Raw genomic sequence first — 12704 nt, forward strand, 5'->3', positions numbered from 1 at the left:
AGCTGGCCAGAATAGCCTGGGCACTGACGGCGCGACAGCAAACTTACGAAGCATAAAGGCAGAAATACACCAGTTTAAACAATCATTCATCTGGTTTTGCGAATACTGATATTGATGATACAAACGGCCCACCGGCCTGTTGAGGAACCTGTAAAACGGAAAGGCTCGCTGAAGCCGTATATTTTCTGGAGGTTCATCAGGCGCGGAACTCATCGAGGCGCGGGAATAAAATCCCATTCAGACGCCGGATAGATTCAAGCAAGCCAACTTATCGTCAAAATCGGTGTTGCAAAAACGGGAGTGACCATAGATTCCGTTTATATCGTTATGCGTTAATAAATGTAGCTTATGAATCAGTGACAAGGATTGGCGATTCCGGGGGATTGCCGTAGAATGTCCGCCCTCATTACGAGTCACCAAGGTGGTTACACACAAACCCCGCTTCAGTCTGCTGCCTGAGGCGTCTATATGGGACAGCGCAAAAATTGAATACACAAACCCGTTCACCGCTGGTGAAACTGGAACGAATTCGTAAACGTTTTGAAGGCAAAGATGTCATTTCCGACCTCACTCTCACCATCAATGACGGTGAGTTTCTGACGCTGCTTGGCCCCTCCGGCTGCGGCAAAACAACCGTACTGCGCCTTATCGCCGGGCTGGAAAGCGTCGATAACGGCCATATCCATCTTGAAAACCAGGACATCACCCGGGTTCCTGCCGAAGATCGCCACGTCAATACCGTCTTTCAGAGCTATGCTCTCTTTCCGCACATGACCGTGTTTGAAAACGTGGCGTTTGGCCTGCGGATGCAAAAAACCCCGGCGAGCGAGATTGAACCGCGCGTCACCGAGGCCCTGCGCATGGTGCAGCTTGAGACGTTTGCCCAGCGTAAACCCCACCAGCTTTCCGGCGGCCAGCAGCAGCGCGTGGCCATCGCCCGCGCCGTGGTCAACAAGCCTCGCCTGCTCCTGCTGGATGAATCCCTTTCCGCGCTCGACTACAAGCTGCGCAAGCAGATGCAGAACGAGCTCAAGGCGCTGCAGCGCAAGCTCGGCATTACCTTTGTCTTCGTCACCCACGATCAGGAAGAGGCCCTGACCATGTCCGACCGCATCGTGGTGATGCGTGACGGCAAAATCGAGCAGGACGGCACGCCGCGTGAAATCTACGAAGAGCCGAAAAACCTGTTTGTCGCCAGCTTCATTGGCGAGATCAATATCTTCGACGCCACGGTGATCGAGCGCCTGGACGACCAGCGCGTGCGCGCCAGCGTCGAAGGACGCGAGTGCAATATCACGGTGAATTTCCCCGTCGAAAAGGGGCAAAAGCTCAACGTTCTGCTGCGTCCGGAAGATCTGCGCGTCGATGAAATCCACGGCAGTACCGAGGCCGAGGGCTTGATCGGCTATATCCGCGAGCGCAACTACAAAGGGATGACGCTGGAGTCTGTCGTCGAGCTGGAAAACGGCAAAATGGTGATGGTCAGCGAATTCTTTAACGAAGACGATCCGGACTTCGACCACTCTCTCGACCAGAAAATGGTTATCAACTGGGTAGAAAGCTGGGAGGTTGTGCTGGCTGATGAAGAACACAAGTAAGTTCCAGAATGTGGTGATTGCCACGATCGTCGGTTGGCTTGTGCTGTTCGTCTTTTTACCCAACCTGATGATTATCGCCACCAGCTTTCTGACCCGCGACGACGCTCACTTCGTTTCGCTGGTCTTTACGCTGGACAACTACGCGCGCCTGCTCGATCCGCTCTATTTCGACGTGCTGCTGCACTCGCTCAATATGGCGCTGATTGCTACCCTCGCCTGCCTGGTGCTCGGTTATCCTTTCGCCTGGTTCCTCGCAGGCCTGCCGCAAAAGGTGCGTCCCCTGCTGCTGTTTTTACTGATTGTTCCCTTCTGGACGAACTCGCTCATCCGCATTTATGGCCTGAAGATCTTCCTCAGCACCAAAGGCTATCTCAACGCGTTTCTGCTGTGGCTGGGAGTGGTTGATACGCCGATCCGCATTATGTTTACCCCGAGCGCGGTGATTGTGGGTCTGGTCTATATTCTGCTGCCGTTTATGGTGATGCCGCTCTACTCCAGCATTGAGAAGCTGGATAAACCGCTGCTGGAAGCGGCAAAAGATCTGGGCGCCAGCAGGCTGCAGACGTTTATCCGCATCATCATTCCGCTGACGATGCCCGGCATTATCGCGGGCTGTTTGCTGGTGATGCTCCCGGCGATGGGCTTGTTCTACGTGTCGGACCTGATGGGCGGCGCGAAAAACCTGCTGATTGGTAACGTGATCAAGAGCCAGTTCCTCAACATCCGCGACTGGCCGTTCGGATCCGCGACCAGCATTACGCTGACGGTCGTCATGGGCCTGATGCTGCTGGTCTACTGGCGCGCCTCGCGCTTGCTGAATAAAAAGGTGGAACTCGAATGATCGGTCGACTGCTTCGCGGCGGTTTTATGACCGCCATTTACGCCTATCTGTATATTCCGATTATCATTTTGATCGTGAACTCGTTTAACAGCTCGCGGTTCGGGATTAGCTGGCAGGGCTTTACCACCGACTGGTACAGCCTGCTGATGAACAACGACAGCCTGCTGCAGGCGGCGCAGCACTCGCTGACGATGGCGATCTTCTCCGCCACCTTCGCCACGCTGATTGGCTCGCTCACGGCCGTAGCGCTTTATCGCTACCGCTTTCGCGGCAAGCCGTTCGTCAGCGGCATGCTGTTTGTGGTGATGATGTCACCGGACATCGTGATGGCGATTTCGCTGCTGGTGCTGTTTATGCTGCTGGGCATTCAGCTGGGCTTCTGGTCGCTGCTGTTCTCGCACATCACCTTCTGCCTGCCGTTTGTGGTGGTGACCGTCTTCGCGCGCCTGAAAGGCTTCGACGTGCGCATGCTGGAGGCGGCGAAAGATCTGGGCGCCAGCGAGATGACGATCCTGCGCAAAATCATCCTGCCGCTGGCGATGCCCGCCGTGGCGGCCGGATGGCTGCTGAGCTTCACCCTGTCGATGGATGACGTGGTCGTGTCCTCCTTCGTCACCGGGCCGAGCTATGAAATTCTGCCACTGAAAATCTATTCGATGGTGAAAGTCGGCGTCTCACCCGAGGTGAACGCGCTGGCGACCATTCTGCTGGTGCTGTCGCTGACTCTGGTGATCGCCAGCCAGGTTATTGCTCGTGATAAAACAAAATCTCAGGGGACAATGAAATGAAAAAAATGCTCGCCGCTGCGGCGCTGGTGCTCGGCATGGGTGCCGCGCACGCTGATGACGGTAAAACGCTCTACTTCTACAACTGGACCGAATACGTGCCGCCGGGTCTGCTGGAACAGTTCACCAGGGAGACGGGCATCAAGGTGATCTACTCGACCTACGAGTCGAATGAAACCATGTACGCCAAGCTGAAAACCTACAAGGACGGCGCGTACGATCTGGTCGTTCCCTCTACCTACTTTGTCGACAAAATGCGCAAAGAGGGCATGATCCAGAAGATCGACAAAACGAAGCTGAGCAATTTTTCAAACCTCGATCCGGAGATGCTCAACAAGCCGTTCGACCCGAATAACGACTACTCCATCCCGTATATCTGGGGTGCGACCGCGATTGGCGTCAACAGCGATGCCGTCGATCCGAAATCGGTGACAGGCTGGGCCGATCTGTGGAAACCCGAATATAAAAGTAGCCTGCTGTTGACCGACGACGCGCGTGAAGTGTTCCAGGTGGCGCTGCGCAAGCTGGGCTACTCGGGCAACACGGCAGATCCTAAAGAGATCGAAGCGGCGTATAACGAGCTGAAGAAGCTAATGCCTAACGTGGCGGCCTTCAACTCCGATAACCCGGCAAACCCGTACATGGAAGGCGAAGTGAATCTGGGTATGGTCTGGAACGGCTCCGCGTACGTTGCCCGCCAGGCAGGTACGCCGCTTGAGGTGGTCTGGCCGAAAGAAGGCGGGATATTCTGGATGGATAGCCTGTCGATTCCGGCCAACGCGAAAAACGTGGATGGTGCCCTGAAGCTGATCAACTTCCTGCTGCGCCCTGACGTGGCAAAACAGGTTGCCGAGACGATTGGCTACCCGACGCCAAACCTCGCCGCACGCAAGCTGCTGAAGCCTGAAGTGGCCAACGATAAGACGCTCTACCCGGATGCCGAAACCATCAGCAAAGGGGAATGGCAGAACGATGTCGGTGACGCCAGCCGCCTCTACGAAGAGTATTACCAGAAATTAAAAGCGGGCCGATAAACGGTATCGCGTTCTTCCTCACGCCGCCGTGCGGCGTGAGGGAGGATTAACTTACCGCATTCTCCCCTGCCCAGATGGTCGCCTTTCTCATCGCCTCAACCACCGCCTCATCCGACAGCCCCAGCGCCTGACGAACCCTGTCCGCCTCGTCCCACTGCTGCTGTTCATAGTAACGGCACAGGCTCAACACGTCGGCCAGACGTCCCTCCTGATGGCACAGCGCGTTGCTCACGCTTTGCGGCACCGCAATTTGCTTCATCAACTCGGCCATCGGCAGCTCAAGGAGCGTATCGAGCAGAGAAAACAGGCCGCACATGAAGGCATTTTCAGCCAGCGCCGGTTCTTTCATGGTCTGTGCGATCAGCTCGCAGAACTTGCCGCGCATCATACTCAACGGGTAAAGCTCGCTCACGGTGTCGTTGCCCGCGCTGGCGAGGACCACGACGGCAACGAAGCGTCGGAGCTGGTTTTCCCCAAGATATCTGAGCACTTCACTCAGGGTTAACTTGCTGAAATTGCAGGCGCCGATATGTTTAAAGGCGGTGTGTTTCATGTAGCGCATGATTTTATATGACAGCGTAAGATCGCTTTTAATCAACGACTCGACGATCCGGAAATCAGGTTTATTGCGTCCGACCTCCATTTGCAGCCGAAAAATCGCCAGCTGATTTTGCGACAGCCGTTTATATTTAATCACCTCCGGACGGCAGAAGAAATAGCCCTGAAACAGCGAGAATCCCTCTTCCCTGTACTGGTTGAATTCCTCTTTAGTCTCAATTTTTTCAGCAAGATATTTAATATGGCCGGTGAGGTGTTTATGCTCGTCCAGATACGCTTTAATTTGCGCTAAGGTATAATTTCTGACGTCAAATTTCAGTATCGAAATATAGGGCAAAAAAGCATCCCATTCTGGTGCAAGGGTAAAATCATCAAGCGCAAATTGATAACCGTGCGCATTCATCTCCCTGACGGCCTGCAGCAGTTCCGCTCCTGGCTCCGCGTCTTCAAGGATCTCAATCACCACGCTCTCTTTATCCAGCGCTTCACCACTGCGGTCAATGACCATTCGCGACGGGAAATTAATAAACGACGTATGCGCCCCGGCGATGCGCTGGGACGGCACGCATAAAAACTGATCGGATATCATTCTGGACGTGGCGTATTCCGCCGACACATCCGGAAATCGGTTTGTCATCCCATCGCGAAAGAGCAGCTCATAGGCCACCGTCTTCATCTCGGGGTTAAAAATGGGTTGTCGCGCAATAAATCCGTACATATCCCATCCTCCTCTACAACTTTATATTTATTAGCATCCTCTTTCTACACGACGATAACGAGTATTATCGAGCACTATTTTGATTGAATGCACAAAATAAAAGCATCCACACTAATTAACAGGATTTATATGTTCCGGATTTAAATTAAATATATCCGGCGATCTACAGAAAGCGGAAAAAATATCCGATAAGGAATAGGTGCCTGCCCGACATGCACGATATTACGGGAGAAGAGAATGAGAGATGCCATGGTCCGAAAACCGAAAATAAGAGTCAAGACGTTGATGCTATTGTCCATTTTCCTCACCGTGACGGTGGGCTTTACGGCAACGATCGGGTTTATGATGTGGCAGTGGATGGTGCAGCAAGAGGTGCTGGCCAAAAAACATATCCGCCAGATAGCCGAGGTGCAATCGCTACAGGTCAGCAAACAGCTGGATTCCGCCCTGACGGCCGCCCGGGATATGGGCAATAGCGCCCTGGCGCTGCGCGAGGCGGGCGTGGCCGACCGCCAGAGCCTGAACCAGCTGCTCATCCACTATCTGTCGGCGCATCCTCAGTTTCTCTCTATGTCGATGGCCTTTGAGCCTAACGCGTTCGACGATAACGATGCCGCCTTTGCCGGCCAGAGCGGTGAAGATCCTGCCGGACGCTACGCCCGCTACGTCGATCGCGACGCCACCGGCAAACCGACATTACACCTGCTGACGGACATCGAAACGCCCGGCAGCGGTGATTACTATCTGCTGCCGAAACAGCGGCATAAAGAGGTGATCATCGAGCCCTATATTTATCCCTACAACGGCGTGGACGTGATGCTTACCTCTATTGCCGCCCCCATCATGCGTGACGGGCAGTTTCTGGGCTCGGTCACCTCTGACTTCTCGCTCGCCACGCTGCAAGCGACGATCGGCGCGATTAAACCGTGGAACGGCACGGGCTACGCTCTGCTCCTCTCGGCGGGCAATAGCGTGGTGTCCAGTCCGGACAAGCGCGCCGCAGGCAAGCCTTACGCCGGTCAGATTACCGGTCATGACGTCACTCGGGTCGACGATCCGCTCCTGAAGGAAGAGGCGTTTATCACCTGGCAGGACATTGCCGTCGGGAATAGCCAGACGCCGTGGAAACTCGCCATCATCACCCCGGTGAGCGAAGTGATGGCTGAAGCGCGGGCATTTTTACTGAAAGCCATCATCCTGATGGCGTTAAGCATCGTGGCGGTTAGCCTGGTGATGGCGCAGATCTTTACCCGCAAAGTTGACCGCCCCGTCGGGGGTGAACCTTCTGAAGCCGCCGGGATCGCCCTGGCCGTTGCGCGGGGAGAGCTGAACAACATCATCCCGGTGCGTTCCGGGGATACCCGCAGCATTTTTTATGCCCTGCACACCATGCAGATGCAGCTCAAGCGCATCGTCGACAATATCAGCGAAGCCAGCCATTCCGTGCACGGCGGCACCAGCGAAATTTCGGCAGGCAACCTTGACCTCGCCTCGCGCACCGAAGAACAGGCGGCGGCGATTGTGGAAACGGCAGCCAGCATGGAAGAGATTTCGGTCACGGTAAAAAATAATGCCGATAACGCCCACAAGGCGACCACCCTGACCGATCGCGCCGCGAGCCTTGCCGGACATGGCGAAACGCTGGTGAACGACGTGGTCGTGGTGATTGGGGAAATTGACGAAAGCGCGCGTAAGATCGGTGAGATTAACAGCATCGTCGACGGCATCGCCTTCCAGACCAATATCCTGGCGCTGAATGCGGCCGTTGAAGCGGCACGGGCTGGCGAACAGGGGCGCGGCTTCGCGGTCGTTGCAGGCGAAGTGCGTAACCTTGCCCAGCGAAGCGCTAACGCGGCAAAAGAGATCTCTCAGCTGATTGCCGAGTCCTCAGGCCGCGTAAGCAAAGGCGTTGCGCTGGTCAATGAAACCGGGGTGATGATGAAACAGGTGATTGAGGCGGTGTCGCACGTGCATCTGGTCATTAACGACATCGTTCAGGCGCTGGACGAGCAGAATCGGGGGATTAGCCAGGTCAGCACCGCGGTTAACCAGATGGACAGTACCACCCAGCAGAACGCCTCTCTGGTGCAGCAGATCTCTGCGGCGGCGCTCTCGCTGGACGAGCAGGCTAAATCGCTGGAGAAGACGCTGGCGTTCTTCCACTCATAAACAGGAAGGCACCCGCTGGACGGGTGCCTTTTCACGCAATTGCCGTTACAGCCCTTTCAGCAGCTTGTCGACAAATTCCGGGACGACCGCGCTTGCCAGACCGTAGTGTTTCTCTTCGAACTCGCTGCCCACCTGGCTTGGCTCAAGATTGAGTTCTACCGTATGCGCGCCGTGCAGTCGCGCTTCATGGACAAACCCGGCCGCCGGGTAAACGTGGCCGGATGTGCCGATGGCGATAAACACGTCCGCCATGGCCAGCGCGCTGTAGATCTCATCCATGCCCAGCGGCATTTCGCCGAACCAGACCACGTGCGGACGCAGGCGCGACGGGAACTGGCAGCAGTGGCACTTATCCTCAGGCAGCACGTCCTCTTTCCAGTCCAGCACCTGACCGCTCCAGGCGCAGCGAACCTTGAGCAATTCACCGTGCATGTGGATGATGTTCTTGTTACCGGCCCGCTCGTGCAGGTTGTCGATATTCTGCGTCACCAGCAGGAAACGATCGCCGAGCGCCTCTTCCAGCTTCGCCAGCGCCAGATGCGCCGCATTGGGCGCAATCTCAGGCTGGAGCAGCTGGCGGCGGCGGGCGTTGTAAAACGCCTGCACGAGATCCGGGTCGCGGGCAAAGCCTTCCGGCGTGGCCACATCCTCCACGCGGTGCTCTTCCCACAGCCCGTCCGCCGCGCGGAAGGTTCGAATACCTGACTCGGCGGAAATCCCGGCCCCGGTCAGCACCACCACTCTGGGTTTATCCATCGCTTCTGGCATGATTCTGTCTCTGAAAAAGATCCGCTGGCGCAGACGCTCACGCAAGCGGCGTTTGTTTTTGCGAAAACGGCTGAGTCGACCCTGGCGACGCGACAGCATAGAAACCTCGTAAACTAATCGGTGAGATGAAGGAATGCGGCTCCGCGCATGCCTCCTGCGTCCCCGTGTCGCGCGCGTTCAATACGCGGCACGCGGGCAACCGGCAATAAATGTCGGGGCAAACGCCCGGACAACCGTTCCGTAATCGCGGTAAAGTTTGAAAGCCCTCCCCCGATCACCAGCAGATCCGGGTCGACGATGGTGAGAATATTGCCCAGACACACCGCCAGCAGATCCAGATAGCGCTCGACGTGCTCACGCGCCTGCGCATCCCCCTGCTCCCACAGGGTAATGATTTGAGGGGCCTCAAGTTTCTGATGATAGAAGTGTTCGTAAAGCCATGCAAACCCGCGACCGGAAAGGTAGTTCTCAATGCAGCCGTGCTGGCCGCAGCCGCAGCGGGTCAGCGGGAAATCACGTCCTACCACCTCGAGGGCATCCACCGGCAGGCGGATATGGCCAAACTCGCCGGTGATGTAGCTGCGCCCGGTGATGGGCTTACCGTTGATCACCATTCCCCCGCCGACGCCGGTGCCGAGGATCAGCCCCATCACCAGCGGATAATGACGAAACTCATCATCCCAGGCTTCAGAGAGCGCAAAGCAGTTGGCATCGTTATCTAAACGCACGTCGCGTTCAAGGAGGGCGGAGAGATCGGCGCGCAGCGGTTTACCGCTGGCGGCAGGTACGTTGGCCGCGTACAGCGTGCCGTCGTCGGTTTCGGGCATGCCCGGAATACCAATGCCGACGCTGCCTTTGACGCCAAAGCGTTCATCCGCCTGCGCCACCAGCGCGGCAATGGTGGTTAAAAATTCGTCGTAGCTTTCGCGCGGCGTGGGAACGCGAGTTTCCCACTGCAGCTTGAGGTTTTTATCAAACACGCCGAGCGCAATCTTGGTGCCGCCAATATCAAATCCATAATACATAGTGCATTCCTCTTTTGACCTGGCGACCCGCAAGCCGCTAGATCATGACGTAATTACTGGCCACTTAATACCCTCGCCGGATCGATTCGGCTTGCGCGACGCGCCGGATACCAGCTTGCCAGCAGACTCAGTAAAAGTGCTGTAAGCAGCACATAAAAAACGTCCAGCCAGTGCAGTTCAGACGGCAGGAAGTCAATAAAATAGATATCACCCGACAGGAACTGGTGACCAATAAGCTTTTCAATCCCGTTGATAATGGGGGTCAGCTGCAGGGACACCACCACGCCGATCGCCACGCCGCACAGGCTGCCGAAGAGCCCCGCCAGCAAACCGTACCAGACGAAGATGGCGCGAATAAGACCGTCTTTCGCCCCGAGCGTTCGCAGGACGGCAATGTCGCCGCTCTTGTCCTTGACCGCCATCACCAGCGTGGAGACGATATTAAAGCACGCGACGCCAATCACCAGCACCATCGCCAGATACATAATCGCGCGGATCATCTGGATATCACGATACATATACCCGTAAGTGCCGATCCAGCTTTTGATGTAGACATAGTTATTGGTTACGCTGCCCGCGTCGCGGACCAGTTTATTGGCGTTAAAGACGTCGTTCACCTTAATGGCAATACCCGTCACGCTGTCGCCCATGTCGAGATACTGGCGCGCATCCTCCATCGGCACCATCGCGAAGCTGTGATCGAGCTGACCGCTCAGCTGAAGAATACCGGTGACGTGCAGGCGCACGCGCTTAGGCTGCTGCAGCTTGTGATCGGCGCTGGCGTTCGGGATCATGATTGACACCCAGTCGCCCTGCTTCACCTTCAGAGCGTCGGCAACGCCTTTGCCCATGATGATCTGCTGCTCTCCCGCCCTGAAGTTGGCCCACGCGCCGTTCTGCACATAGTTCGGCAGCGCGCTGAGACGCGCTTCCTGAGCGGGGTTGACCCCTTTCACCTGAATGGCGCGCAGGTTTACCCCGCTCTCCACCAGCCCGGTGAAGTTGATATAGGGCGCGGCCGCGGCAATGCCCGGCACTTTTTCGACCCTGGCGAGCGCGTCGCTCCAGTTCATCCACGGCTGGTTAACCGGCTCGATCTCCCCGTGCGGCACCACCGCCAGAATGCGGTTATTCAGCTCGCGCTCAAAGCCGTTCATGGCGCTTAAGCCCACGATCAGCACCGCCACGCCCAGCGCAATGCCGATGGTCGAGATAACGGAGATCAGCGACACCATGCCGCCGCGACGGCGGCCGCGGCTAAAACGTAAACCGATGAGTAACGATAACGGTGACGCCATTAGTCTGCTCCCATCAGGGTCAGTTCCGCGTTCAGATGGCCGTCGCGCATCTCAAGCTGGCGCCCCATGCGTTTTGCCAGCTGCAGATCGTGGGTCACCACCAGAAACGCGGTGCCCTGCGAGGCGTTCAGCTCGCCCAGCAGCTGGAAAATACTGTCCGCGTTGCGCGCGTCCAGGTTACCGGTCGGCTCATCCGCCAGCACCAGACGCGGGTTGTTGACCAGCGCACGCGCAATCGCCACGCGCTGGCGCTCGCCGCCGGACAGCTCCGACGGACGGTGGTTACCGCGATGGCCCAGCCCCACCGCTTTCAGCATGTCGCTGGCGCGGGCGTTAATTTCTGCCGGCTTTTTTTTGCCAATCAGCAGCGGCATCGCCACGTTTTCCAGCGCCGTGAAATCCGGCAGCAGGTGGTGGAACTGGTAGATAAAGCCCAGCTCGCGGTTGCGCAGCTCGGCCTTCGCCGCTGAGGACATTTTGCTCATCGGCTGGCCGGAGAAAATCACGTCACCGCTGGTGGGCGTATCCAGCCCGCCCAGCAGATGCAGCAGCGTACTTTTGCCCGAGCCGGAGCTGCCGACAATCGCCATCATCTCGCCTTCGCCCACGCTAAAGCTCACATTGTGCAGCACGTCGGTTTGCACAGTGCCTTCCTGATAGCGTTTGGACAGGTTGTCGCATTGCAACAGGATCTTATTCATAACGTAAAGCCTCAGCGGGTTGAGTGGCGGCAGCGCGCCAGGAAGGATAAAGCGTAGAAAGCAGCGCAATGGCCATCGCGGCCAGCGCAATACCGACCACCTGCAGCGGCTCGATAGCCACCGGCAGCGCCGCGCCGTCAAGCAGCGCGCCGATAATCGGCATTAGGTTGTTGAGCTGGCTGGCAAGCAGTGCTCCCAGCACCGCCCCGAGCAGCGCGCCGATGATACCGGCGCTGGCGCCCTGCACCATAAAGACGGCCATGATCTGGCGCGGCGTGAGCCCCTGGGTTTGCAGAATCGCGACTTCGCCCTGCTTCTCCATCACCATGAGGCCCAGCGAGGTGATGATGTTAAATGCAGCCACCGCCACGATCAGGCTCAGCAGCAGCCCCATCATGTTTTTTTCCATCCGCACGGCCTGGAACAGTTCGCCTTTACGCTCGCGCCAGTCCTGCCATTTGGTGCCGTCCGGCAGTTTTTGCTGGCTGAGGGTATCGACCTTCAGCGGCGCGTCGAGCCACAGCCGCCAGCCGGTGATATTTCCTGCCGGGTAGCGCATCAGGCGGGACGCGTCCTGGATGTTAACCAGCATCTGATAGCCGTCCACTTCGCTATTGGCGGCAAAGGTACCAATCACGTTGAACAGGCGCTGGCTTGGCAAACGGCCCATCGGCGTAAACTGGCTGGCTGAAGGCACCATCACGCGCAGCTGGTCGCCACGGTTGACGCCAAGCTGTCCGGCAAGCTGTTCACCCAGAATCACGTTGTATTTTCCGGCTTCCAGATCGCTCTGCTTCACGTTCACCAGATAGGGCGTGAGCGGGTCTTTTTGCGCCGGATCGATACCCAGCATCACGCCGACCGCCACGCTGCGGGCGCTTTGCAGCACCACGTCACCGGTGGTCAACGGCGCTACGCGCGTGACGCCCTGTAACTTCGCCGCGCTTTCCGGCAGCTGTTGCGGGTTAACCGAACCGTTGGATGATGAGAGAACGGCCTGCGGCATCAGCCCCAGGATGTTGTTTTGCAGCTCGCGCTCGAAGCCATTCATGACGGAAAGCACCGTCACCAGAGCCATCACGCCAAGCGTAATGCCAATAGTCGAAAGCCAGGAGACAAAGCGACCGAAGCGGTCCGCGGCGCGCCCACGCATGTAACGTAAGCCTATAAAGAGTGCGACAGGTTGATACATGAAGTCCGTCTGTTTGC

The 12704-nt window shown here is 57.1% G+C and carries 12 protein-coding genes; 5 read left to right on the forward strand and 7 right to left on the reverse strand.

The annotated features are described in order from the left end of the window. On the reverse strand, positions 1–237 hold a 237-nt coding region (locus tag ACJBF3_RS09405), incomplete at its 3' end, for a hypothetical protein (RefSeq protein ID WP_406544971.1). A 218-nt stretch (positions 238–455) separates the two neighbouring features. On the opposite strand from ACJBF3_RS09405, the gene potA reads away from it, so the two are divergent. The 4 genes from potA to potD are packed head-to-tail and all read left to right on the forward strand — an operon-like array spanning position 456 to position 4258. Beyond that, complete coding sequence (potA, locus tag ACJBF3_RS09410) at positions 456–1598, forward strand: spermidine/putrescine ABC transporter ATP-binding protein PotA (protein WP_173860525.1); 1143 nt, start codon at positions 456–458, stop codon at positions 1596–1598. After that, entirely contained in the window at positions 1582–2439 is an 858-nt protein-coding gene (gene potB, locus ACJBF3_RS09415) for a spermidine/putrescine ABC transporter permease PotB (RefSeq protein ID WP_045326992.1), read from the forward strand. Before potA ends, potB begins: the two co-directional genes overlap by 17 nt. Continuing rightward, complete coding sequence (gene potC / locus ACJBF3_RS09420) at positions 2436–3227, forward strand: spermidine/putrescine ABC transporter permease PotC (RefSeq protein ID WP_045326991.1); 792 nt, start codon at positions 2436–2438, stop codon at positions 3225–3227. The genes potB and potC overlap by 4 nt, the downstream gene beginning before the upstream one ends. Next, entirely contained in the window at positions 3224–4258 is a 1035-nt protein-coding gene (gene potD / locus ACJBF3_RS09425; RefSeq protein WP_045326990.1) for a spermidine/putrescine ABC transporter substrate-binding protein PotD, read from the forward strand. The genes potC and potD overlap by 4 nt, the downstream gene beginning before the upstream one ends. 46 nt (positions 4259–4304) lie before the next feature. On the opposite strand, the gene ACJBF3_RS09430 is transcribed toward potD, so the two are convergent. Beyond that, entirely contained in the window at positions 4305–5534 is a 1230-nt protein-coding gene (locus ACJBF3_RS09430) for an EAL and HDOD domain-containing protein (protein WP_045326989.1), read from the reverse strand. A 237-nt stretch (positions 5535–5771) separates the two neighbouring features. On the opposite strand from ACJBF3_RS09430, the gene ACJBF3_RS09435 reads away from it, so the two are divergent. Continuing rightward, positions 5772–7703 (forward strand): methyl-accepting chemotaxis protein, encoded by a 1932-nt coding sequence (locus ACJBF3_RS09435; RefSeq protein ID WP_045326988.1) that lies wholly within the window; start codon positions 5772–5774, stop codon positions 7701–7703. Positions 7704–7748: 45 nt separating this feature from the next. Here the strand turns inward: ACJBF3_RS09435 and cobB are convergent, their stop codons facing one another. Genes cobB through lolC form a run of 5 tightly spaced genes read right to left on the reverse strand, consistent with a single transcriptional unit; the run spans position 7749 to position 12687 of the window. Further along, a complete protein-coding gene (gene cobB / locus ACJBF3_RS09440; RefSeq protein ID WP_045326987.1) occupies positions 7749–8570 on the reverse strand; it encodes a Sir2 family NAD+-dependent deacetylase in 822 nt (273 codons plus the stop codon). Positions 8571–8584: 14 nt separating this feature from the next. Further along, positions 8585–9496 (reverse strand): N-acetylglucosamine kinase, encoded by a 912-nt coding sequence (gene nagK, locus ACJBF3_RS09445; protein ID WP_045326986.1) that lies wholly within the window; start codon positions 9494–9496, stop codon positions 8585–8587. A gap of 53 nt (positions 9497–9549) precedes the next feature. Then, complete coding sequence (lolE, locus tag ACJBF3_RS09450) at positions 9550–10794, reverse strand: lipoprotein-releasing ABC transporter permease subunit LolE (protein WP_045326984.1); 1245 nt, start codon at positions 10792–10794, stop codon at positions 9550–9552. Beyond that, positions 10794–11495: a lipoprotein-releasing ABC transporter ATP-binding protein LolD gene (gene lolD, locus ACJBF3_RS09455; protein WP_045326983.1), complete on the reverse strand. Its 702-nt coding sequence runs from the start codon at positions 11493–11495 to the stop codon at positions 10794–10796. The genes lolE and lolD overlap by 1 nt, the downstream gene beginning before the upstream one ends. Continuing rightward, positions 11488–12687, reverse strand: a complete 1200-nt coding sequence (gene lolC, locus ACJBF3_RS09460; RefSeq protein ID WP_045326982.1) for a lipoprotein-releasing ABC transporter permease subunit LolC — start codon at positions 12685–12687, stop codon at positions 11488–11490. The genes lolD and lolC overlap by 8 nt, the downstream gene beginning before the upstream one ends. Positions 12688–12704: the final 17 nt, after the last annotated feature.

The sequence above is a fragment of the Enterobacter sp. PP-008-ECC_S150 genome (assembly GCF_045257065.1).
GTDB classification, from domain to species: domain Bacteria; phylum Pseudomonadota; class Gammaproteobacteria; order Enterobacterales; family Enterobacteriaceae; genus Enterobacter; species Enterobacter chengduensis.

Coding starts and splice junctions, on each gene's coding strand:
- potB (WP_045326992.1), top strand. CDS start 1,582: ATGAAGAACACAAGTAAGTTCCAGAATGTGGTGATTGCCACGATCGTC.
- potC (WP_045326991.1), top strand. CDS start 2,436: ATGATCGGTCGACTGCTTCGCGGCGGTTTTATGACCGCCATTTACGCC.
- potD (WP_045326990.1), top strand. CDS start 3,224: ATGAAAAAAATGCTCGCCGCTGCGGCGCTGGTGCTCGGCATGGGTGCC.
- ACJBF3_RS09430 (WP_045326989.1), bottom strand. CDS start 5,534: ATGTACGGATTTATTGCGCGACAACCCATTTTTAACCCCGAGATGAAG.
- ACJBF3_RS09435 (WP_045326988.1), top strand. CDS start 5,772: ATGAGAGATGCCATGGTCCGAAAACCGAAAATAAGAGTCAAGACGTTG.
- cobB (WP_045326987.1), bottom strand. CDS start 8,570: ATGCTGTCGCGTCGCCAGGGTCGACTCAGCCGTTTTCGCAAAAACAAA.
- nagK (WP_045326986.1), bottom strand. CDS start 9,496: ATGTATTATGGATTTGATATTGGCGGCACCAAGATTGCGCTCGGCGTG.
- lolE (WP_045326984.1), bottom strand. CDS start 10,794: ATGGCGTCACCGTTATCGTTACTCATCGGTTTACGTTTTAGCCGCGGC.
- lolD (WP_045326983.1), bottom strand. CDS start 11,495: ATGAATAAGATCCTGTTGCAATGCGACAACCTGTCCAAACGCTATCAG.
- lolC (WP_045326982.1), bottom strand. CDS start 12,687: ATGTATCAACCTGTCGCACTCTTTATAGGCTTACGTTACATGCGTGGG.